Consider the following 22,616-nt stretch of genomic DNA (forward strand, 5'->3'; position numbering starts at 1 on the left):
AACCACTGCTTTTAGGGGGTGACATCAAACTTTATGGATAAATATGAAAAGACTGTTTCCTAAAAATTTTTTTCTTATAAATATCAGCTTTTACGATCACCCAAAACAGCCAGTAAAACTCATATAAAAAAGACACTTAAGTAAGAATAAAGCTGAATATCCAACTTACCTCAAAATTTTACATCTCGTTTTCATTCATTGATCAAGAGCACATTTTTGCCAAGGTGCATTGGTCTTGCTTTTGATTTTCTATAGACTCAAAACCTCAAACGTTACTGGTAACATAATTCAGTAACATGGCTCTGGTATCATCCAACGCAAACTAAAGGCCTTTGATGGGCCTGCTCGGCACTATCTCACACGAGCAAAACGTGGTTGGTTCGCCCAGCGTGGGTCATGGCAGTTGTTGCGCTCATATTTACTAGGAGGATTGGAAACATGGGTCAGTTAAAAAACAAAAAAGTATTTATCACCGGTGCAGAGCAAGGCATTGGTTTTCACACCGCAAAAACGTTGATCGAAGCGGGCTGTGATATTTACATCCATTATTTTAGCGGTACCGAAGGGCCAGAAGAATTGGTTGCCTTGGCTAAATCGCTAGGACAGCGAGCAGAGTTTGGTTACGCCAACTTAACTGATCGAGACGAAACCACGCAGTGTGTTAATGACGCAGCCGAGTTTCTTGGTGGGATCGATATTTTAATCAACAATGTGGGTGGCATTATTGCCCGTAAATGGTTAGGTGAAATCGAACCGGATTACTGGCAAACGGTCATCGACGTTAACATGACGACCATGCTCAACGTGACGCAATCGGCGTTGCCTTATTTGAAAGCCGCATCTGACGGCGCCAGCATTGTTAACCTCGCATCGCTAGCAGGCCGTTCTGGTGGTCACGCAGGTTCCCTCTCCTATTCCATGACCAAAGGTGCAGTCTTGACATGGACTCGTTCGTTGTCGGCGGAGCTAGGTGAGTTTGGTATTCGAGTTAATGCCGTAGCCCCAGGCCTTATCCTCGGTACGCGTTTTCATAACCAACATACGACCCAGGCTTCTGCCGATGAAACGGTAAAAGGGATTCCACTTGGTCGTGCCGGTACATCTGAAGATGTTGCTCGTGCAATTACCTTTTTAGCGTCTGAATACGACGGCTTTATCTCAGGTGCAACGCTAGACATTAACGGCGGCGTATATCGCATGTAGTCGTTGCTCGTGTCACAAGGTTTCGCCTTAGCCCAGTGCAGTTTTACATGGAGTTCACTGCATTGGGCTGCTTAAGACAAGCAAGTACAAATCGAATACCGATCAGCATTCCAACATTATAAAAAACCAATAACAGGAAACTTCCAATGTCAGCACTGTTAAGAAAGATCATGAACTTTGGTCCAGCATTCTTTGCCATTGGCTACACCATTGGCACTGGTAGCGTCACCTCGATGATCGTTGCTGGCAGTACCTATGGTATGCAATTACTCTGGGTACTGTTTCTTAGCTGTTTATTCTCCGGCGCCCTCATTTATGCCTATGGTAATTTTGCCATTGTGACCGGCCAAACAGCCTTATATAGCTTTAAAAAGCATTTGAGGTTTGGCAAGCCCATTGCTTTGATGATTATTGTTGGCGTGACCTTTGGCCAATGGAATTCGCTCATCGGTATTCTTGGGATCTCCTCCAATATTATCTTTGAGATGATTTCCCTTTATGTGCCTTCCGCTGCCGAGCATAAATACGAAATTGTTTTAGCCATTGCCGTGGTGATCATTGGCACCATGTATTCAATCTTGCTGATCGGCAAATACTCACTGTTCGAAAAGATTCTGGTGATGTTCGTGTCTTGCATGGGCATTTCGTTCGTGCTGTCGCTGTTGGTGGTTCACCCCATGCCTGCAGAAGTTGCAGCCGGTTTTATTCCCAAAATTCCAGAAATTGCTGGCGGCAAAATGATGGTTGCGGCATTCGTTGGCACGACCATGGCTGCAGCAACGTTTTTATCGCGTCCGCTATTCATTCAAGGCAAAGGCTGGACCATGAAAAACCGCGCGCAACAGCGTAAAGACGCCATTGTTGCTGCGGTGCTGGTATTTGTGATTAGTGGTTCGGTCATGGCGGTTGCCCACGGCGCGCTATATCACGAAGGTAAACGCATCACCCATGTGTTAGACATGGTCAATGCACTTGAACCCATAGCAGGCAAAGCTGCGCTCACCGTATTTTTCTTCGGCACCTTAGCTGCAGGCTTATCATCGGTGTTCCCATGCATGCTTATTGCACCGTTACTGATTGAAGATTATCGCTCAGGTCAGCTAGATACCAATTCCAAGCAATTCCGCATCATTACTGGTTTTGCTGCCCTGCTTGCTTTGGCTATTCCTATCTTTGGCTTCAACCCGGTCAAGGGGCAAATCCTAACCCAAGTATTCAACGTGTTTGTGTTGCCGCTGGTGATCGTTGGCATCTTGTTCATCATTAATAATCGTAAATTAATGAAGGATTACGCAGCCGGCAAAACCTTGAATATTATTCTGGGCTTCGCATTGCTGTTTGCTATCGCCATTTCAGTGAATGGCGTGATTGCCCTAGCTGGCCAATTTTAAGAAACCTGGGGTTTAACATGATCGTGATTGTAGCTGGCGTTTCTGGCACTGGAAAATCGACTGTAGGCGAACGGGTTGCCCATGCATTAGCGCTACCTTTTTATGACGCTGACGATTTTCACCCGCAGTGCAATGTCGATAAAATGCGAGGTGGAACCCCGTTAACCGATGATGATCGTTGGCCTTGGCTTGACCGGCTGGCGACGTTATTGGCAGAGTGTGAAACCACTGGCGGCGCAGTGTTAGCCTGCTCTGCGCTGAAAGAAAAATACCGCCAGCGGTTGATGTCCGAGTGCAGTGACAACATTCAATGGATCACGCTCAATGGCGACTATGATCTGCTCAAGCAACGTATGTCAGAGCGCCAAGATCATTTCTTTGACGGCACCTTATTGCAATCGCAGCTCGCCACATTAGAACTACCTGATTACGGCCATATCATCGACGTGTCCCCACGCCTTGATGAGGTGGTCAGCCATACCCTTAAGCAACTCCCATAGCGTTTGTGATTTTTACCTTCTGATTCATAGGTAACGCCCGATTTCGGGCGTTTTTTTTGCTCAATCCTCGCCAAATTTCCGTAACGGATCTCATCTGCTCTATCACCTTATTATTTGCGTCTGCGTCAGCCCGCAGCAGCGTGATACACTGACCCCTTGTTATTGAAATCACAATGAGCATCAAACGAATCCTGTTATGAGCCAAACCTTTCTGTTTCACGATTATGAAACCTGGGGTGTTGATCCGCGCCGCGATCGCCCCGTTCAATTTGCAGCCATTCGTACCGATGAGGACTTTAACCCCATTGGCCGCCCTATCGAATTATTTGCGCAATTGGCCCCTGATTATTTGCCTGCGCCAGAAGCCTGCTTAGTCACTGGCATCACGCCGCAAATTGCCAATCAGAAAGGTATGCCGGAATGTGAATTCATGCGCAAAATCCAGCAAGAAATGAGCGTGCCAAATACCTGTTCGTTGGGCTATAACACCATTCGATTTGATGATGAAGTGACCCGCCATAGTCTTTATCGCAATCTACTTGAGCCCTATGGCAGAGAGTGGCAGAACGGAAACAGCCGTTGGGATTTGATCGATCTGGTGAGGACGACTTATGCATTAAGGCCAGAAGGAATTGAATGGCCCCGCAATGATGAAGGCAATGTCACCTTTAAATTGGAGTTGTTGACCCAAGCCAACGGCCTTGCGCACGAAAACGCACACGATGCACTGTCAGATGTTCATGCCACCATCGCCATGGCCAAACTCATCAAGCAGAAACAGCCAAAGTTATATCAATACTTTTTTGATAATCGCGGCAAAAAGGCCATTGAAGCCATTATCAACGAGGCATTAACCAACGCCAATGGACCACAGCCGCTGATGCACATTAGTGGCCGTATTTCACCGGCACAAGGCTGTTGTGCTTGGGTATTGCCTGTACTGCAAGATAGTCGTCAGAAAACCAAGTTCCTGATGATCAATCTAACCATGGACATTACGCCCCTGTTAGAGCTTGATGCAGCCACCATCAAAGAGCGCTTATACACACCGCGAGCAGAGCTGGCGGCACAAGGATTACAGGCGATTCCATTAAAGTGGGTGCAAAGTAATAAATGTCCTATTGTCGCGCCAGCTAAAACACTTCGCCCCGAGGATGCTGAGCGCATTGGTATTGATCGAAACGCCTGCTTAGAGCGTTTAAAGTTGTTGCAGCAAAACTGGCACCTACTGCTTGCCAAATTAACCGAATGGACCGATTTAGAGCACAAACAACAATTAGAGCGCGAACCCAATGATGCCGACACCGCGCTTTACGATGGGTTTATTGGCGGCAACGACAAACAACAAATGGATTGGTTACATCAACAAGAGCCAAGTCAATTAACGGGAATCGATAATCTGTTTGATGATCCGCGCCTCAACACCCTTCTATTTCGCTTTAAGGCACGTAATTATCCGTCAACGTTATCCGACATAGAACAACAGCAATGGCTGCAGTTTTGTCGTCAGCGATTATTTGAGTCCGATTCAAACTGGCTAACCCTCGAACAAATGATGACGCGAATTCAATCACTCAGCGAGCAACGTTCTGAAGACAGTCGAGCGATTCGTATTTTGAAGCAATGTTATGACTACGCTGCTCAAACTTATGGCTAAGATAAAAGCATTTTATCTGCCTTGTAATGCAACAGCATTTGAAATGCGAAATACAACCACGCCATTGGTATAGGGCTAATAAGTTTAAGCTACTTCGATGCTCTAGCCCTTGCCTTAGCCACAGACGCGAGTTATAGCGCTAATATGCTCAACAATATGTGCGCTTCAATTCGTGACATTCTCGGTGGGCGGCCTGTTTTTATCGAGAGACAATAACCAAAGGCAGAAATATCGTTTTTGCAGAAATTAAACACAAACCATAAATGCTTGGCGCCACGGTTAAATTCAATGACGAGTTGACTTGCTTATCGTCAAGTTCAACAGCGTGTTTGTGTAACAATGAGAACAGGGGTTCTTATTTGCTAACGCGAAACATTTTCAATTGCATTAACAAATACGTCTTTCAGTTGGCCAAAAGTTTGGCGTTCACCAACATTAAGTGCTCTAGCCCCCAAAAACACAGCTAACCATACTGTTTTAATTCGACAAAATATCAAATAACCGACTATCTTCTTCAGTGGGGAAGCGTTTTAGCTTTGTCTAACAGACAACGTCAAGCGCGCAAATCAACATACAAAAGTACAACGTCGATTTGACCAAATGTTAACGCGCAACATCTGTTAATACGTGGTACTCTCCGCTCAAATTTTGTTTAAGGAAATAAACAACATATAAACACAAGGATGTTAAGTTCACGGTTTGGAGTATGGAATGACATTCCTGAATTACCTATCTGTTCGACAAAAAATATTTTTTATCAGCATTTTTGCGCTAGTGGGATTTATTATTTTAATGCTGGTAAGCGCAACCGCTGCAAACCGCGCTAATTTAACCCTAGAAGAAGTACAGAACGTATATTACCCAGTACTTGAGCGCGCCACCTTTAATAATGTGCAATTAGAGCGTATCGCCGAAGGCCTGAATACCGCCGTTACTATTGGCGATGAAGAGTCTTTGCAAGTAACAGATGCTCAATATCGAGCGTTATCCGACTCATTTGCCACTCAAAAGAAACTGTTACCTGGCCAGGCAAGCGAAATTTCTCAAATAGAAAACTTGTCCGGTAACTATTATCAAGCATCAAGAGCCATTGCGCTTTCGATGATTGACGGAACGGCCGACTTTGCCACTATTGGCGCAAAAGCCGCTGCCACAGCGGATCAATTGAACACTCTAAAAAGCACCATCAATGAATTCCAACAGCAAAGTCAAAATAAGTTCGACACCCTTATTACCGAGTTAAATACACAAGGGGAATCCAGCTTACAAATGACCCTAGCGACCGGCATTATCGCCATCGTCGTTATTGTTGCCGTAACCATTATTATTAGTGGGCAAATATCTCGTAACATCGGCCAGGTTACCCAGTCTCTTAGAGACATCGCTGAAGGTGATGGCGATCTGACCGTGCGCATCGAATACGTTGGCCGAGACGAATTTGCAAAACTGGTTCACTTTTTTAATATCTTCCTCGACAAAATGCAGCAAAGCCTAAGTGGCACGTTGGCAACTATCGAAGAATTGCGGCACGTAGCCGACCAACTGGCCGAAGCAAGCACCGAAACAAGCCAGCAAATTGGTTCTCAAGGCAATGCGATTGAGCAAACAACACAAGCGCTCAACGAGTTGTTCGGCTCTGTGAAACATATTGCTGAGCATGCATCCGAAGCATCGGAAGCCGCAGGAAGCGCCGATGTAGAAGCCGTTTCAGGAAGCGACGTGGTGAATCACACCATTGCTTCGATCAATGAATTAGCCGAAGAAATGAAGTCAACGGCAGCAGTTATTACCGATTTAGAAAACTACACCAATAACGTTGGCGATATTCTTGAAGCCATTCGCAGCATTGCCGATCAAACCAACTTGCTTGCGTTGAATGCCGCCATTGAAGCCGCTCGAGCCGGCGAACAAGGTCGTGGTTTTGCTGTTGTAGCAGACGAGGTGCGGACATTGGCATCACGTACACAAGAATCAACCACTGAAATTCAAGCGGTGCTAGAAGAGCTGCAAACAACGGCAAAATCAGCCGTTGGCGCAATGGACCGAGGCAACACCATGGCCCAAAAAAGTGTTGAGCAATCTTCTTCTGCCGGCCAATCGCTTGCCACAATTACCGAAAAGGTTGCCGCTATTACTGTAGTCAATGATCAAATTGCCACCGCAACCGAAGAGCAAAATCAAACATCGCAACTTATTCAAGATTACGTTCACGAAATCCATCAAATGGCACAACAAGCCACAACAAGCACCTCTGAGTTGGATCAAATTAGCCAGTCCATTCGCACTGTGACACAAGAGCTAAGTGCAGTAACTAGCCAATTTAAGGTGTAACGAATATTGAGCCCATTGCTTTATTTGGGCTTTTATAAAACACAAAAGACGAGAAATCTTATGAAAAAAACACAACTAATCGCAGCCTTGGCAACCCCTCTGGCGTTGGCAACTTTGCAAGCTGGAGCTGCAGAGCAAACAGACGAAGAGCGCATATCCGCCCTTGAACAAAAGATTGCCGTGTTACAGGCCCAGCAAAACTCAAGCGACCTATTAGATCGCTTTACGATCAATGGCTTTGCTTCTGTTGGCGTTGGTATTGCGACGGAAGAGCTCGAATATTTCAATGGCTCAGAAACTGACGGCTATGCTGGCTACACTGATGATTCTGTAGACTTTTCCCCTGAAAGCATGCTGGCACTGCAAATGTCATTTGCCATCAACGACAAAGCTCAAGCGGTCGTACAATTGGTTGGACGCGGCAACGATGATTGGGACCCAGAAATTGAGTGGGCTTACGTATCTTATACGTTTGACAACGACGTCACCGTTCGAGGTGGCCGCTTACGTTTACCCATCTTCATGCTGTCTGATTACCTAGAAGTAGGATACGCCTACCCGTTCGCTCGCCCCTCCGTTGAGGTGTATGGCAATGTACCAAGCTCTACTTATGAGGGCTTTGATTTACAAACATCATTTGACCTTGGCGAGACTACGCTCACCTTGCAACCCTTTGTTGGTCAAACAGATGTACCTGGCGATACCAACACTGAATTCACAGAGTTATTTGGTGCTGCAGCAACCTTGTCCTATGAAAACTTTACATTCCGTACATCGGCAGCCAACACAACACTCGAGTCCAATTCAGATGTGCTCGATGGGGAAGATGGCAACTTCATCGGTTTTGGCGTTAACTGGGATAATGGCGACTGGCTCGTTCTGAGTGAGTGGACCCGTGCCGATACTGATGGTGCCTACCCCGATTTTGACTCTTACTATGTATCACTTGCTTACAGATATAATGCATTAACACCTTACATTATGTATGCAAACACTGAGTCAACCGATAACGAAGAACGCGCATACCCAGAAGAGCTGGGATTGCGTAGCGCACTTGACTCTGAGCGCACTGCATATTCAGTCGGCCTTCGTTGGGATTTTGCGGATTCTATGGCAGTCAAATTCGATGCTACCTTGCTGGATGATTTTGGCAGCACCAATGGTAACTTCTCAGAAAATACGAATTATGTATTTATAGGCGATTCGGCTCTGCCGTACGTCGATCAGCAATTCGAAGATGCCGTTCTTTATTCTGTCGTCTTTGACGTAATTTTCTAAGGAGAATGAAAATGTTGAAACGCACATTATTAGCAATCTCCTTGGCATCGTTTACTCAAGTCAGCTTGGCTGCCGTCGTGATGATTGGTAATCCGGCAACGGCCGATCAATTGACTAAGAAACAAGCGCAATCTATTTACTTGGCGAAGTCGAAAAAACTGCCAAGTGGCGCTTCAGTGGTCATCAATGAGCTAAGCCCTGGCGATCCAATTCGAAGCGAGTTTCACGAAAAAGTCACCGGTAAATCCGATGCTCAGCTGAAATCGTATTGGTCTCGTCTCGTGTTTACAGGTAAAGCGGCAGCACCGGCAGAGCATGGCTCGGCGACCGCGCTTAAGGCTGCTGTAGCATCGACTCCAGGCGCAGTCGGATACATTGACGAAGCCGATGTAGATGGCTCAGTCGCGGTATTGTTCAAGCCCTAGCCGCGTTATTGAGGTTATGGGTATATTGTTTAAACGATAGTTCCAGCACCTCGTTGTAGTAAAAGTGAACAAAAGCCCGCCAATTGGCGGGCTTTTTTTGTGCCTGTTATCTGTCTGAGCTTTTCTCTTGCCGATTCGCATCGAGCAACCAGCCATAAGTGAACTGAGCCTACGACATGTCATTACCAATAGATGTGCAGCAATAAGCCGGGCGTTAACAAAACGGGGAGTTTTAAACACGTCTACCGCGCACTAACGCATAAAAAAGCACAAAAAGGCACTCAAAGGTGCAACGTAGAGAAGTTAAAAATCGATAGAGCAAGAGTTGGTTTAATGCTCAGAGCAGAGCAGCTTGTCGTCAAAGAAGTTAGGGAAGTTAATGAAGAGCATCAGGTCTTGAAAAGACTAACGAACAATCAGGCAATAAAAAAGCTTAAACCGGAGGTTGGCAGCCCCACTCAACCAAAGGAGACTGCCAATTCAGATTTAAGCTTTTAGCTATTTAGCTAATGTCTAAATAGTGTTTAGAACTTAGCGCGTACACCAACGGTGTAACGACGGTCAGCTTCAGTGTTACGGAAGTCATGACCTTGAGCTGTGGTGTAGATTAACGGCTCGCCAGTCAAGTTAACGATGTTACCAATAACGGTCCAGTTTTCGTTAATGTCGTAGCTAGCAGAGTAGTCCCACTGACCACGTGCTTCGCGGTACACGTTACCCGCAGTTGGGTCATAGTTGTCGGCAGTTTCGTCGGTACGGTCGAAGTCTGAACCGTAACCTTCTTTACCACCTTGCCATGTACGCTTACCGTAATCTTCTTCGTCCAAGTACTCGTCACGCCAGTTGTAAGCTAAACGAGTTTGGAAACCTTCCCACTCCCAGTAAACTTGGAAGTTAAAGGCATTTTCAGAGATGTTTTCCAGTGGCAAGTCGTTAGGCTGCTCACTATCGGCATATGTATAGTTGGTGCTAACACCTAAACCTGACCATGCGCCTGGCAAGAAGTTGAACTGTTGCTGATAAGCCAGCTCAAGACCAGTTACCTCACCACTACCGCCATTAGTTTCACGGCTAATAGTAATACCGGTGCGGCCTGCGTCACGTAGACCTTCAATGTACTCTTCACCGTTATCCATGCTTGGATCAGCGATGTTCACGTCACTTTGGCTTTCGCCAGCAACATCAAGAATACAGATGTTTTTCCACTCTTCACCTACAGACTGATCTGAAACCGTTCTTGGGTTGGCTTCACAGCTAGTTGTTGGAACAGTGAACGACTCAACATCTTTGTAGAAGACAGCTGCAGATACTAAACCACCGTCACCAAAGTAGTGCTCAACAGACAAGTCATACTGAGTCACACGTTTTGGATCTAAGTCGTAAGAACCTTGAGTACCGTCAATCAGAGTCATACCGATATCGAAGGCAGGGCTCAAATCACCGAAGTCAGCACGACGCATAACTTTAGCAGCAGCAAAACGTACGATGGTTTCGTCAGTCACATTCCAGTTAACGTTCAAGCTAGGCAAGAAATCAGAGTACTCATTTGTACCTGTTAACTTGTTACCTTTAACTGAAAGGTCCTTATCCTGCTCCAAGATGGTTTGAAGTTCTTCATCAGAGTAGCTGTGGATAATAGTAGAATCTAAATCAGTTTCGATGTAACGAGCACCAACAACTGCAGTGATTTCATCGAAGTCTAAGTGGAACTGCAAGTATACCGCACGGGTATCTTCTTCAATTTCTTTCCACTCATCTTCTAGGTCTGTCATGTTGTCAGCTAGAGAACCAGTCGTCGCATAATCAGTACCAGCTAACCACTGTTGCATTCTGGCGAAAGTGCCTTCTGCATCATTGCTTAACAAGCTCGCTTTATACGCAGCGAAAGGACCAGTTAACGCATTTGCGCCATAACCATCAATTTGATCGAACTGGTTTTTGTAGGTCACATGGTGAATTGCATCGGCCCAAACTGGATCGTCGATCCACATTGGAGTTACGTATTCACCGTCTTGGTCACCACCAACATACTTCGCTTTCTTATAAGCATCTTTGAAGGTGCTACCGTTGTCGTTTTGCAGCTCTGCAGTGTTGTACTCGTATTCACGAGTCGTTACACGAACACCAGTTTTAACTGTAGAGACCCAATCCAAACCCATTGGCTCAGAGTATTCCAAATCGAAACGAACAGCTGTTTCGTCGTTCTCGGTTTTAGTCTTGTCGTAGAACATTTCACGAATGGCTTGATCGCTTACACTCGTCAAAGCATCAGGATCTGAGAAAACGATACCTGGAAGCTTGTCACTCTTATAGCTAACGTCTGCTGAAAAACGGTTAAAGTAGCTACCAGGGCTAACGCTTGGGTCTAACGCGTAAGCTGCCTCGTAATCTTCACGGTCTACAGGACGCAAGTTCAACTGTGAATCAATCGCATCTTCGTCAGAACCAGTAATTGCAACTTCACCAGAAACACGCAACTGATCGGTTAACTGCCATTCGGCGCCTAAGGCATGTGAATAGCTGTCGTTTTCAGCAAAATCACTCTCAGTTTTATTAAGAACGATGTTGTTTGTCAGCGTGTATTCCATTAGCTGACCAGAGCTGCTTTGGTATGTATTGGCATTCGCTACAGGGCTGGTAATCGCACCAAGTACGTCATGCGCCTGTTGATCACCTGAAAGCTCAGAGAAGCTTAAGTCTAAGTAAACATTACCTTCGTTTGACTCTGGAGCCCACTGCAAAGACAAGCCGTATGCTGTACGCTCACGAGTCTCTTCTTTCATACGAACAGTGTTTTCACTGCGAACAGTGAAGGTATCGTTTGGACCGTTACCAACTTCATCAAAACCGTCGATTTCGGTGTATGAATTCATTTTGGTTTGGAATTCATCTTGACGAATTTCACGATCAAGATAAGAGAATACGAAGCTAGCACCGAAGGTACCGTTATCACCTAGATCCCAATTAGAACCTAGTGCAGCAGTAACTTTAGGCGCCCAGTTTTCTGTTTTGTCTGCATACTCAGCATCAAGAGTAACTGCAATCAGTGTCTCTTGAAGCTCTAGCGGACGAATGGTTTCCATGCTGACGGTACCACCCAAGGCACCTTCAATCATGTCAGCCGTTGGCGACTTAACAACAGAAACAGTTTTAAGGAAGCTTGATGGGAAGTCGCTTAGCGAAATACCACCACGGCCAGTACCAGAAGTAGAACGGCCATTCAATTCAACGCGGTTTTCATCAATACCACGAATCGTTACTTCTTCACCGACACCGAAGTCAGACTTAATAGAAACACCGGTAATACGTTGCAATGCTTCAGCGATGTTGTTATCTGGAAGCTTACCAATGTCTTCAGCGACAATGGCATCAACGATTTGATCAGAGAAACGTTTTTGGCGAGCAGACTCGGCCAAACTACCAGCGATACCTTTAACTTGAATGATTTCAACATCTTCATTTGGTTGCTCAGGCTGAGCGTCAGCTGCATAGGCAGCAGAAACGAGAGTTAGTGTAGATGCTGAAAGCACTGATGCTGCAATTTTAGAAAGTTTAAATTGCATTCCTTTTCCCCTTGCTGAGTGGCTTTATTTGTACTGCTAAATCTGTTTAAGCCACTTTCAATTAATAAGTGTGTTGCGAACTGCTAACCAATCGTTAACAGATGCGTAGGCATGCTTCCATAGGCCTCACAAATGTTCAACCAACAGGTCTTATCAATAACATCAGCCACTTCAGAACGACTGAAACAATATGGTATTACCAATACCTGCAATATTGGGCGCCCAAAAAACCGGCCCAGGCACAAATAATTTGGTAATACACATTTGCTGCACATTCATGTGCCCGTTACACAAAGTTTGCACAAAGTATCCACAAACTGCGCCCTGCAGACCATCACCCAACGATTAAACAGCAAGGATTCAGAGGGGTTGTTTTTACAAAAATATTTCATCAACAAATAAACCGAACAGCAACATTTTGCTAACAAGGCGGGGATTGGTAAGCAAGAAACGTAAATTCGGTCATCCCAATAATCGCATTTACACGTTGTTTTAATTTAAGTTAAAAAAATATTTGACCAGCATCGCAAAGAAAAATTCATAACAATATTACCTATTGTTTTTTAACGAATTTCAATAAAACAAAGACCGACAACAGGTGATCCGAATTAGTTCCTGATATGCTGAAAAAAGTATCCATTCTGGCTAAAGATCACATAATTCGCGATTCTCCAAAACACAATGCTGTTTATATCCAGTTTGTGACCAACATCTACAGACTAAAGCTCACCAATTTTTTTTAAACCTATTGCGCCACTTATTACCAATCGTGCACCAAGACCGTTATGCGTAACATTTGCACAATTAAGGTGAAGGCAGACCAAGCCTTATGCAGTCGACAGCCCGATTGGTCGATAATTGTGGCACTGGCAGATCAACAAGAGAAATGCCACTTAAATCAGTAATGTTTAATAATTGGTCATAGCAATTTTAATCTGTACATTCGGTCATACAATTAAACCAATTTGTTGGTCATACCGTTACTGACCGTTTGACGATTCGTACATCAGCACCCCCATATGACAGCCTTACCAAGGCGTCATTGTGAGCGCCTGCCTACGATAATTTGAATCATCACGTGACCATCATCATGCATGCGCAAAGGGGCTAGCCGCTTCGCTCAATTCATAGTAGGTTTGTATTAACAAACGATGGATAACCAATTCCTTTATATAGACGCCAAAGAGAAGGGTTAGTTAACAAGGATTATGAAGCAGTGAATAAGCAACGTGGATTTACCCTAATTGAATTAGTCGTAGTGATCGTGATACTCGGCATCCTTGCGGTCACTGCAAGCCCCCGCTTTATTGATATATCTTCTGACGCTCGAGCTTCTACGCTGCAAGGTCTAAAGGGCGCGTTGCAGTCTGGTGCAGACTTGGTGTACTCAAAATCGGTGATCAATGGTGTTGAAACGGGCTCAGATGAGCTGGATATTGACGGTGATGGCGTTGATGACATTTTGGTTCGCTCTGGCTATCCGCGAGTGGCCAACAACTGCACGCGCTTTATCAGCGATATGGACTACTGGGTGGACCTTAAAATTGAAGCCTCGTGTCAGAGCGATACGAATGCAGAATGGTATGGCGTGGTTGAATCGAACATGTTCCATTACATGCCGATGGGTTACACCACCACCGATGAGAACTGTTTTGTTACCTATACCACCGCCTCTGAATTCGATGGCAGTTCGTGGGTTGATGCAGCCGGACCAATTATTCTGATTGAAACCGACGGTTGCTAACGTAACGCGGCTTTTATTGCTGTACTTGTTGCACTAGAAATTGGGGCCTTGTTAGGCCCCTATGATTGTTTTTGCATAAATAGGGTGATCTGCCCTACTTCAATCCCAAACTTCGTTAATTTTCCGATATTGATGACCACGTCATCATCTAGCTGATAGAGCCAGTCGTTTACCCCAACAGTCCACGGCTCACCATCAACCTCAATCATTAACTGATATTGCCAATTCATGGCAAATCCAACCACGCTACCAGCGGCTTCGCCAACCACATCGCCTGCACTACCGGTGTACTGATCACCAATCTTTGTCAACCGCCACAGCCGATGCTGGCGTTCACCGTCATCAAATTCAAAAGATTCATCTAAGACGCCCTGATCGCCTTGCCAGCTCGCATTGATGGTTGCGGTAAAACGACGTTTGACCAAACCGTTGCGATCGGTAACAAGCCCCCACGCCTTAATGTCGCCATCAAAATATTGTTTCAAGTCGAAAGCTGGTGTCGTTTGTTTATAGTCAGATAATGACTGCGAACAGCCTGCAATCAAAAAACTTAAAGCAATGACTGAAACAATCGTTCTAATCGAATTTATAAAGATGCTGGTGTAATCATGCATCAGCTTAACAGCTCGCTTACAGTGCTCCATTGGCGTTCGTCTCCACAATAGTATGACCGAGCTTAGCGTGATGTTTAGATTGGCTAAACGCGCTGTTACGGTGCTTTCCCAGTAGGGCTAATCGGAAGGCTTGGTGCTCATCTCGCTCTTGTAACCAAATCGACAGAAATTGGTTGCTGAATTCGCCAGATGGGACTTCCCCTAAGTAGTGATAACCGGCTGTTGAATGCGCCTCTTTAAGCCAAAATTTGGCACTATTATTTTGCCCAACGGTAACGGTCAAACTGTCACCTTCATGAATTTTCTCTGGCCAAATAGCCGCCAGCTGTTTGAGCCATAAACCTTGCTGCGGATCCTCTCCTAGCCCCATGCCTTGCCATTGCTCTGCTGTTCTTTCAATTAAGTCATCGCGCTCAATATCCAATTGGTAAGTCAAAGCCAGCGCAGTACCGGGTAGTTGTTCAAATTGAAACTGTCCTGACGGGTGATATAACCGAGCTTCATAGACGGTCCACCACAACCAACTGAAGGCAGCCTGCCCCACTAAATGCGATTCAGCCAAGACAAGGTGCTTGGTGTGTTTTGTTTCAGAGGGGATTGGCGATGCCGTAGGTTCATCGCTCAATGCGTTAAAGCTGCTTAACCAAAGGCAACTTGCGATGAACACACCGCGCCACCGCGCGTTGATTAACGGCCTTTTTTCAATGAACTGTGCACTTGTTCCGCTCGGTATTGCAGTCATAACCAATCTCCTGTGTTGTTCTGTTTATAAGCAGAACAACGCCAAGGCGATCAGTTTGTCGGTCAATTTATGTGGCTAGCAAAGCGTTGTTAACGAGTGAATTGAAATGATTTAGGCACCAACCATGTGGCACTTAAGTAAAACAGAATGGCCCATTCAATGGCGATAATAAATGACGTGGATGATGTGAGCTCGCCTCCTGCAATTTGAGCGCCCGCATAATAACTTGCCCAACCGCCAGCCCCCGCCAAAGCAGAACCCAACAGCGGTTTTGCCACCAGCCAACGCAAACTGTGGTTAAGCAACGTGGCAAACAACGGCCAAAATGCAATAAGCCAAAGCGGCGGAACGGGCCCTGCGTGATTCGGTAAGATTAATACGCCACTGTGTAAATGGAAGCTTTCAGCAACAAGCCCGAGGGCAGCGAAAACACCCATTAAATAACGATCAGAGCGAGCCGACGAAGATAATGACCAATGACCAATCAACCAAGCAATCACCCAAGGGACGGCCTGATCACCAATCAGTAATAAGCTAAACCAACACAGCTGAAATGAAGCGACGTTAAGTAACAACCACCAGACAGACTGTTTGGGTGCGGGCGATCCAGACTGTTGCGACAAGTGCGGCTCCATTATGACGGCGTAAACATTAGATCGGCCCTATTCAGCGAGGAAAGGGCTCGAACAGAGCCCACACATTACATTATCTCAGAGGTTTGTCTAAGGTTAGCTGGACGGTACTAATGGAACGCTCACGAAAACCGCCTTCACAGTAGCATAAGTAAAAGCGCCACATCCGTATAAAGCGCTCGTCAAATCCGAGTTGCTCAACTTGGTCGAGCTTGGCTTCAAAGTTCTCTCGCCAATCGGCTAATGTCTGGGCGTAATCTATGCCGATATCACGTACTTGTCGAATCACCATGTCGCTATATTTAGCCGCCTGATCAGACAATACGGCGACCGATGGTAGATAACCACCGGGGAAAATATAGCGTTGAATGAAGTCAACATTCTTGCGGTAACTGGGCTCGCGTTGGTCAGCTATGGTAATTGCCTGCAAGACCATTTTGCCACTGTCTGCTAACAACGAAGTGCATCGTTTGAAAAACGTCGATAGATGCTCATAACCAACAGCTTCAATCATTTCAATCGAGATGATTTTGGAGTATTGCCCTTCTAATTGACGGTAGTCTTGTTTCAGCACTGTAATTTGATCGCTGACGTCTGATTGCTCAACACGTTGTTTAGCAAACTGATACTGGGCATCACTAATGGTTGTGGTGGTGACTTGGCAACCGTAATGTTGCGCCGCAAACAACGCCAACCCACCCCAGCCGGTGCCAATTTCCAACAGATGATCATCAGCCGTTAGCTGCAAGTCGTCGCACAACAACTTGAGTTTGTGCTCACTCGCTTGTTGCAGCGATGCGCCTTGATGAGGGTAAACACCACTTGAATACATCATGGTGTCGTCTAAAAACAATTGGTAAAAGGCGTTACTCAAATCGTAGTGGTGGGCAATATTTCGCTGCGATCCCGTCACGCTATTACTGTTGAACTTATGGAGCAGTTTTAGGAACAGTCGCTTGAGCGGGCTTGCCTGTGATTCAATGGCATCGAGCGCTGCCATATTAGCCGCTAACACGCGCACTACCGCTGTAAGATCAGGACTATCCCACCAGCCATCCATGTAAGCTTCCGCACCTCCAATACTGCCACCGCGCATCACCGCTTTGTAGAAACGTTCGTCACGCACATGAATTTCTGCACTCAGCGCCGATGACGGATCGCCGAATTCACATTGCCAGCCGTGACAGTCGCGCAGTAACAAACGTCCATGGCGTAGCTGTTGAAGAGGCTTCAATAACAACCGAGTTAGTAGCGAAGGTGCTATCTCATCATGTTGATTTTGGATCACCGACCCATCGCTATTCAGTGACTTGGTCGCATCAGCTAGAGTGGAATCGTTTGCCATGCCTTAACTCCTGTTGTCCATTTTATGAGGCACGTAAGGCACCCCTTTTAACCATAACTTGAGCGCCTGCCAGTATATTTTCACCACGACGCTGACCGTCATAATGGGCGTTTTTATCAAGGCTCGAGTTAAGTTACGAGAGTTGAGCGGTTGTTGGATCATCGCCAGCGTGGCATCAAACAATTTGCCCTGCTCATCATGATTTTCGATATGGAGATTTAATTTGCTCGCAGGCTCTTTAATACGCCAGTGATACGTCATCGCCAAATCCATAAACGGCGACACATGGAAGGACTTGCGTTGCTGGTATTCTTCATTACGGCAATTCACTGCGTAATAGTGTTTTTGTAACCAAGGGGTATTACTGACTTCGGCAAGCAAATAGCGCAATGTTCCGCTCGCGTCGTAGCAATAAAAACAATTGATGGGGCTGAAATAGATCCCCAAATAACGAAGCTGCCCCACCATCACGATACGGCCATCGCACTCATAGCCCGTTAGCTCCTTTAACGTTTCAACAGCCGCTTGTTTAATGCCCATATTGCCTTTCGCTGGAAAGTAATCGGCTTGCTTTAATTGCGCCCAATTAAAGCTATCAACAGAGAACCAGCGCATCGATTGGTGAAGCTCCGACAGCTCATCCAGATCAATTGCGAGCATAAACATTGGGTAGCAAAAACTATTCTGCTTGGGTCGGGTTCGACGATGGCGAACAACGCCTTGGTAGAGGCTTGAATTCATCGGCCGGCTCCAGCGACTAGCACATCGCCTCCAAGCAGTTTCGATACATCTTGTGCCGAACGAACACCATCTTCGTGAAAGCCGTTGTACCAATAGGCACCGCAAAAGAAGCAGCCGTCTTGGCCATTAATCAGTTGCCGTTGTTGTTGCGCTTTAAAGCTCGTTCGGTTGAATACGGGGTGATGATATTCGTAACGACCAATCACATGCTGCGGATCGATTTGATCGGCCTGATTCAGGCTCACGCAGTAGGTCGTATCACCGCTTAACCCCTGCAAAATATTCATGTTGTAGGTTAGCGTTGCTTGCGGATCGTCACTGTCATCAAGCATGTAATTCCATGCAGCCCAGGCCGCTTGGCGTTTAGGTAGCCGTGAAATGTCGGTATGTAAAATCACGTCATTGGCCTGAAACGGAATATCATCTAACACCTGTCGTTCTTGCTCTGACGCGTGCTGGCCCAATAAGCGCAACGCTTCATCGCTATGGCAAGCAAAAATAACGGCATCAAAATCGTCTTTGCCATTGGCGTGTTCAACACTTACATGGGCTAATTCGTTGCCGTCGTAATGACGAGACACAGCAACGGCGCCTGAAGCAAATGCAACTTCTCCTTCCACACAGTTTCGCCATGCTTTGACATATTGATGAGAGCCGCCCGTTATGACATACCATTGCGGCCGATTAACGACATCGAGCAAGCCATGGTTAATGAAAAAGCGAACAAAAAACAACGCCGGAAATTCATTCATCTCTTTAATCGACGACGACCAAATCGCGGCGCCCATCGACATTAGATAATTGACACGGAAGTACTCGTTGAAACCATGTTGATCTAAATAATCAGCCAGGCTCATGGATTCATCTAATTCGCCTTCATCAAAGCTCTGCTTGGCCAGTTTGTTAAAGCGATTAATGTCGTACAGTAATCGATAAAACTTTGGATTTAACCAATTGCGGCGCTGCGCAAACAAGCTCGACAAAGAGTGGCCATTGTACTCTAGGTTGGCCGCTTGATTACTCACGCTATAGCTCATGTCCGTTTCTTGAAACGGTACCTTTAGCGCCGCTAAAAATGCTTGGAAGTTTGGGTATGTCCGGTCATTAAATACAATGAAGCCCGTATCAATGGCGCGGCCAGCATGTTCGCCATCAAGTTCTTTCGTCGCGGTATGGCCGCCTAAGTAATCATTTTTTTCAAACAGCGTGATCTGATGATGTTTGCGCAACAAATAACTTGCAACGAGCCCTGAAATTCCACTTCCGATAACCGCGATTTTCATAGATTCGATAAATCCTTGTGTTGGGGCGTTTGATGACCATTCGATCGGCGACTTGGCTGATTCAGCTTGCTAGCTAGCCATAATCGGGCTGAGACCGGCAGCTTATGGATAAGTCGGAGCACGCCACAAAACAAACGAGGAAAATGCACTTCTGCTTTTCCTTTTTCAACACCGGCTCGAATTGCTGCACTGGCCGCTTGCGTTGACGCCAGCATTGGCATATCAAAATCATTTTTCTGGGTCAGAGGGGTATCAATAAAGCCAAGCATGACGTTGGTGACTTTAATCTCGCGCGGGGCCAAGGTGTTGTGAAGCACGTGCGCTAGGTATTGTAGTGCTGCTTTCGAGGCGCCATAAAACTCGGCACGGGCAAATGGTAGATACACCGACGCACTGCCAATGAAGGCAACTTTCGCGTCCGGTGAGCTGCTTAATAAGTCGGATAGGTTCTCCAACAACCGAACCGGCGCCACCACATTAATATCTAGCGTCTGCTGCAAAACACTCGTTTTGAGCTGACCATCATCGACATAGTGGCAAACGCCCGCATTGAGAATTAAGACATCAATGGCGGCATAACGACGCGCCAACTCTAAACAACTGGTTGCGACCGCGCGCTCATCGGTCAAATCACAACAGATGGTGTCGGCACCTAGCTGCTGCAAGTCCACCAATTGGGCAACGTTACGGCCAATGGCAATCACGTTGGCGCCTGAGGCTAAGTAGTCCAGCGTTAACTGATAGCCGACACCAGAGGTTGCCCCAGTGATAAGCACTGTCAGTTGGCGCGATTGAGGTTTATTAAGGGGCACTAGGATACCTCCGAGTCCACCATACGGTGCTTGAGATAGCGGACGGCTGATCCGAGTAATGGTAGGTGTTCATACAGCATGGCGCCGCCATCGAAATAATCCTGATGGCGCACAATCAATTGTTCGGCAATTTCAATACGACTGACGCCTTCTAGTTGCACTGTGCGGCCGCGATTCACACGCGGGTGACGGTAGCGCATCGTCCAGCCTATAACCGCTTGATTGGCTTCAACCAACTGCCAGTTATAGTCAAAGCCAATGCTGTCGACGTTGGCATAGAGATTACTAAAATAGCTTCGGATGGCTGCCAAGCCATCAACCTGATGAAAAGGGTCAATAAATACCGCCTGAGGCGCATAAAACTGATCCAACGACGCCAAGTTACTGGCATTGAGGTTTTGGTACATAGCCTTGAATTGTTCAATCCATTTCATTGATGCCGCCTTTAATGCAAACCAAAGTTGCTGACACCACGTGAAAGCACGTGAAAAAACGCGAAAAACTGACCTTTTGAGTCTAACAGCATCTCGCCTAATGCCCTTAAAAACGTAGAAATTTCTAACTCGGATCAATTCGTTATCGATTTTAGTCACCACGCTCAAAACCGTGGCACAGGTATATCTTTTAAAGGGCCCGTCCACATGGCGTTTCCGTGAGCCATATTAAAAATTGTAATTCGGCGTGAAAAACAAAATGAAAACGCTTTCATTTTTTCGCATTTATGGTTAAATGGCGCCAGATAATTAACACTCAGAGGTTTAATCATGGCGTCAAGCTATCAATTTCCAGCCGACTTTGAATGGGGAGCTGCCACCGCGGCTTACCAGATTGAGGGCGCTTATAACGAAGATGGTCGCGGCATGTCGACTTGGGATACCTTCAGCCGGTTACCCGGTCGTACCTTAGATGGCGACACTGGTGATGTGGCGTGCGATCACTACCACAGAACCAAACAAGACATCGAATTGATGAAGCAATTGGGCCTTAAGCACTATCGCTTTTCAATTGCATGGCCGCGCATTCTGCCAACCGGTGAAGGTGCCGTTAATCAAGCAGGCTTGGATTTTTACAGCCAACTCGTTGATGACTTAATTGCCGCGGGTATTGAACCTCTGATCACCCTATTCCACTGGGATCTGCCACAGGCTTTACAAGATAATTATGGCGGCTGGAAGTCGCGCCGTGTTGCGGAGCTGTTTGCTGAATACACCGACGTTGTAACCAAAGCATTAGGCGATCGCGTCAAGAAATGGAGCACGATTAATGAAATCATGTGCTTCACCACCATGGCCCATAAACTCGATCAACACGCTCCAGGCGGCCTTGAGCCCGACGCGATTACCAACCAAACCGTGCACCACGCACTGCTCGGTCATGGCTTGGCAACCCAAGTGATTCGACAAAACATTCCAGACGCAACAGTAGGTATTGTTGATAATCTTTATGCGCCGTGGCCACTGCACCGTGACGAAGCTCATATCGCCGCTGCGCGCAAAGCCTTTAAAGATCGCAATGCGCAGATCTTGTTTCCGCTGTTAACCGGGAAATATGACGAGCAAGCGTATCAACGCCATTTTGGTGATTTACCACAATATACTGATGAAGACATGGCGATCATCAGTCAGCCGCTGGACTACATCGGCTACAACTTCTACAACCACCCACCAGTGCGCCCGAGCGACAACGAGCAAGGGTTTGAAGTTATCGACATGCCTGATGCTTATCCACGCACAGACATGGGCTGGCCGATCACACCAGATGCCATGTATTGGTTACTGAAGTTTACCCAAGATTACTTTGGTGATCTGCCGATTTACATTACTGAAAATGGTATGGCTGCGGCCGACAAGGTTGAGCGTGACGGCACAGTACAAGATATGGATCGGATTGAGTTTTTACGCACGCACCTGCGAGCTTGTCACCAAGCCATTGCCGAAGGTGTGCCGCTCAAAGGCTATTATGTCTGGTCACTATTCGACAATTTTGAATGGGCATTTGGTTACACCAAACGCTTTGGCATTATTCGTGTTGAGTACGATACACAGAAACGCATCGTGAAAGAGTCCGGCCACTATTACAAAGCCGTGATGGCGTCTAACTCGGTGTTATAAGTACGGCATATATCATGAACCAGAAAAGCCGAGCGTCAGGACTTGTTACCGGTTCGGCTTTTCATCCAATTGAGGCACCAATCACCAACCGTATTGCCGGTTCTGACAGCATAAAAACGAGACAGAGCAGACAATAACAACAGTACGCCAAGCAACAAATTGAACCAGTCCTGTTCAATCACACCGATATACAGCATGGCGCAGCCCAGTGCAGCAAATGCTATTTGTGCAAACATTGTTCATC

At 46.3% G+C, this 22,616-nt stretch carries 19 protein-coding genes; 9 read left to right on the forward strand and 10 right to left on the reverse strand.

Going from position 1 to position 22,616, the window contains the following annotated elements; translation table 11 throughout:
- Nucleotides 1–438: 438 nt before the first annotated feature.
- The 7 genes from K0504_RS12770 (at nt 439) to K0504_RS12800 (ending at nt 8,785) form a co-directional block, all read left to right on the forward strand.
- Nucleotides 439–1,203 carry an SDR family NAD(P)-dependent oxidoreductase gene (locus K0504_RS12770; RefSeq protein ID WP_220104585.1) on the forward strand — a complete coding sequence of 255 codons (765 nt, stop codon included), beginning with the start codon at nt 439–441 and terminating at the stop codon, nt 1,201–1,203.
- A 146-nt stretch (nt 1,204–1,349) separates the two neighbouring features.
- Nucleotides 1,350–2,594 carry an NRAMP family divalent metal transporter gene (locus K0504_RS12775; RefSeq protein WP_220104586.1) on the forward strand — a complete coding sequence of 415 codons (1,245 nt, stop codon included), beginning with the start codon at nt 1,350–1,352 and terminating at the stop codon, nt 2,592–2,594.
- 17 nt (nt 2,595–2,611) lie between these two features.
- Nucleotides 2,612–3,094, forward strand: coding sequence for a gluconokinase (locus K0504_RS12780; RefSeq protein ID WP_220104587.1), 483 nt, complete (start codon nt 2,612–2,614; stop codon nt 3,092–3,094).
- Between the two features lie 196 nt (nt 3,095–3,290).
- Nucleotides 3,291–4,751, forward strand: a complete 1,461-nt coding sequence (gene sbcB / locus K0504_RS12785) for an exodeoxyribonuclease I (RefSeq protein ID WP_220104588.1) — start codon at nt 3,291–3,293, stop codon at nt 4,749–4,751.
- 711 nt (nt 4,752–5,462) lie between these two features.
- Nucleotides 5,463–7,082: a methyl-accepting chemotaxis protein gene (locus tag K0504_RS12790; RefSeq protein WP_220104589.1), complete on the forward strand. Its 1,620-nt coding sequence runs from the start codon at nt 5,463–5,465 to the stop codon at nt 7,080–7,082.
- A gap of 60 nt (nt 7,083–7,142) precedes the next feature.
- Nucleotides 7,143–8,360: a hypothetical protein gene (locus tag K0504_RS12795; RefSeq protein ID WP_220104590.1), complete on the forward strand. Its 1,218-nt coding sequence runs from the start codon at nt 7,143–7,145 to the stop codon at nt 8,358–8,360.
- A gap of 11 nt (nt 8,361–8,371) precedes the next feature.
- The gene (locus tag K0504_RS12800) at nt 8,372–8,785 is read left to right on the forward strand and encodes a type 2 periplasmic-binding domain-containing protein (protein WP_264082968.1); all 414 of its coding nucleotides are present in this window, start codon (nt 8,372–8,374) and stop codon (nt 8,783–8,785) included.
- Between the two features lie 524 nt (nt 8,786–9,309).
- Here the strand turns inward: K0504_RS12800 and K0504_RS12805 are convergent.
- Nucleotides 9,310–12,348, reverse strand: a complete 3,039-nt coding sequence (locus tag K0504_RS12805; RefSeq protein WP_220104592.1) for a TonB-dependent receptor — start codon at nt 12,346–12,348, stop codon at nt 9,310–9,312.
- A 1,216-nt stretch (nt 12,349–13,564) separates the two neighbouring features.
- Here K0504_RS12805 and K0504_RS18590 point away from each other — a divergent pair.
- Nucleotides 13,565–14,092: a type II secretion system protein gene (locus K0504_RS18590; RefSeq protein ID WP_220104593.1), complete on the forward strand. Its 528-nt coding sequence runs from the start codon at nt 13,565–13,567 to the stop codon at nt 14,090–14,092.
- A gap of 59 nt (nt 14,093–14,151) precedes the next feature.
- On the opposite strand, the gene K0504_RS12815 is transcribed toward K0504_RS18590, so the two are convergent.
- The 8 genes from K0504_RS12815 to K0504_RS12850 all read right to left on the reverse strand — a co-directional run bounded on the left by K0504_RS12815 (nt 14,152) and on the right by K0504_RS12850 (nt 20,695).
- Nucleotides 14,152–14,736, reverse strand: a complete 585-nt coding sequence (locus tag K0504_RS12815) for a DUF3833 domain-containing protein (RefSeq protein WP_220104594.1) — start codon at nt 14,734–14,736, stop codon at nt 14,152–14,154.
- Nucleotides 14,723–15,448 carry a chalcone isomerase family protein gene (locus K0504_RS12820; protein WP_220104595.1) on the reverse strand — a complete coding sequence of 242 codons (726 nt, stop codon included), beginning with the start codon at nt 15,446–15,448 and terminating at the stop codon, nt 14,723–14,725. Before K0504_RS12820 ends, K0504_RS12815 begins: the two co-directional genes overlap by 14 nt.
- A gap of 89 nt (nt 15,449–15,537) precedes the next feature.
- Nucleotides 15,538–16,071 (reverse strand): DUF2878 domain-containing protein, encoded by a 534-nt coding sequence (locus K0504_RS12825; RefSeq protein WP_220104596.1) that lies wholly within the window; start codon nt 16,069–16,071, stop codon nt 15,538–15,540.
- Nucleotides 16,072–16,153: 82 nt separating this feature from the next.
- Nucleotides 16,154–17,425, reverse strand: coding sequence for an SAM-dependent methyltransferase (locus K0504_RS12830; RefSeq protein WP_220104597.1), 1,272 nt, complete (start codon nt 17,423–17,425; stop codon nt 16,154–16,156).
- A gap of 3 nt (nt 17,426–17,428) precedes the next feature.
- Nucleotides 17,429–18,166, reverse strand: a complete 738-nt coding sequence (locus tag K0504_RS12835) for a DUF1365 domain-containing protein (protein WP_220104598.1) — start codon at nt 18,164–18,166, stop codon at nt 17,429–17,431.
- Nucleotides 18,163–19,449, reverse strand: coding sequence for an NAD(P)/FAD-dependent oxidoreductase (locus K0504_RS12840; protein ID WP_220104599.1), 1,287 nt, complete (start codon nt 19,447–19,449; stop codon nt 18,163–18,165). Before K0504_RS12840 ends, K0504_RS12835 begins: the two co-directional genes overlap by 4 nt.
- A complete protein-coding gene (locus K0504_RS12845; RefSeq protein ID WP_220104600.1) occupies nt 19,446–20,261 on the reverse strand; it encodes an SDR family NAD(P)-dependent oxidoreductase in 816 nt (271 codons plus the stop codon). Before K0504_RS12845 ends, K0504_RS12840 begins: the two co-directional genes overlap by 4 nt.
- A complete protein-coding gene (locus tag K0504_RS12850; protein WP_220104601.1) occupies nt 20,261–20,695 on the reverse strand; it encodes a nuclear transport factor 2 family protein in 435 nt (144 codons plus the stop codon). Before K0504_RS12850 ends, K0504_RS12845 begins: the two co-directional genes overlap by 1 nt.
- Nucleotides 20,696–21,025: 330 nt before the next feature.
- Between K0504_RS12850 and K0504_RS12855 the strand changes: the two genes are divergently transcribed.
- A complete protein-coding gene (locus K0504_RS12855) occupies nt 21,026–22,372 on the forward strand; it encodes a GH1 family beta-glucosidase (protein ID WP_220104602.1) in 1,347 nt (448 codons plus the stop codon).
- Between the two features lie 35 nt (nt 22,373–22,407).
- On the opposite strand, the gene K0504_RS12860 is transcribed toward K0504_RS12855, so the two are convergent.
- Complete coding sequence (locus K0504_RS12860; RefSeq protein ID WP_220104603.1) at nt 22,408–22,608, reverse strand: hypothetical protein; 201 nt, start codon at nt 22,606–22,608, stop codon at nt 22,408–22,410.
- Nucleotides 22,609–22,616 lie beyond the last annotated feature (8 nt).

The sequence above is a fragment of the Neiella holothuriorum genome, assembly GCF_019457915.1.
Lineage (GTDB): Bacteria > Pseudomonadota > Gammaproteobacteria > Enterobacterales > Neiellaceae > Neiella > Neiella holothuriorum.

What these genes read in the sequence shown, in the direction of transcription:
- K0504_RS12855 (WP_220104602.1), top strand. Translation starts at nt 21,026, where the DNA reads ATGGCGTCAAGCTATCAATTTCCAGCCGACTTTGAATGGGGAGCTGCC.
- K0504_RS12840 (WP_220104599.1), bottom strand. Translation starts at nt 19,449, where the DNA reads ATGAAAATCGCGGTTATCGGAAGTGGAATTTCAGGGCTCGTTGCAAGT.
- K0504_RS12770 (WP_220104585.1), top strand. Translation starts at nt 439, where the DNA reads ATGGGTCAGTTAAAAAACAAAAAAGTATTTATCACCGGTGCAGAGCAA.
- K0504_RS12860 (WP_220104603.1), bottom strand. Translation starts at nt 22,608, where the DNA reads ATGTTTGCACAAATAGCATTTGCTGCACTGGGCTGCGCCATGCTGTAT.
- K0504_RS12835 (WP_220104598.1), bottom strand. Translation starts at nt 18,166, where the DNA reads ATGAATTCAAGCCTCTACCAAGGCGTTGTTCGCCATCGTCGAACCCGA.
- K0504_RS12775 (WP_220104586.1), top strand. Translation starts at nt 1,350, where the DNA reads ATGTCAGCACTGTTAAGAAAGATCATGAACTTTGGTCCAGCATTCTTT.
- K0504_RS12800 (WP_264082968.1), top strand. Translation starts at nt 8,372, where the DNA reads ATGTTGAAACGCACATTATTAGCAATCTCCTTGGCATCGTTTACTCAA.
- sbcB (WP_220104588.1), top strand. Translation starts at nt 3,291, where the DNA reads ATGAGCCAAACCTTTCTGTTTCACGATTATGAAACCTGGGGTGTTGAT.
- K0504_RS12830 (WP_220104597.1), bottom strand. Translation starts at nt 17,425, where the DNA reads ATGGCAAACGATTCCACTCTAGCTGATGCGACCAAGTCACTGAATAGC.
- K0504_RS12790 (WP_220104589.1), top strand. Translation starts at nt 5,463, where the DNA reads ATGACATTCCTGAATTACCTATCTGTTCGACAAAAAATATTTTTTATC.
- K0504_RS12815 (WP_220104594.1), bottom strand. Translation starts at nt 14,736, where the DNA reads ATGGAGCACTGTAAGCGAGCTGTTAAGCTGATGCATGATTACACCAGC.
- K0504_RS12805 (WP_220104592.1), bottom strand. Translation starts at nt 12,348, where the DNA reads ATGCAATTTAAACTTTCTAAAATTGCAGCATCAGTGCTTTCAGCATCT.
- K0504_RS12795 (WP_220104590.1), top strand. Translation starts at nt 7,143, where the DNA reads ATGAAAAAAACACAACTAATCGCAGCCTTGGCAACCCCTCTGGCGTTG.
- K0504_RS12850 (WP_220104601.1), bottom strand. Translation starts at nt 20,695, where the DNA reads ATGAAATGGATTGAACAATTCAAGGCTATGTACCAAAACCTCAATGCC.
- K0504_RS12780 (WP_220104587.1), top strand. Translation starts at nt 2,612, where the DNA reads ATGATCGTGATTGTAGCTGGCGTTTCTGGCACTGGAAAATCGACTGTA.
- K0504_RS12820 (WP_220104595.1), bottom strand. Translation starts at nt 15,448, where the DNA reads ATGACTGCAATACCGAGCGGAACAAGTGCACAGTTCATTGAAAAAAGG.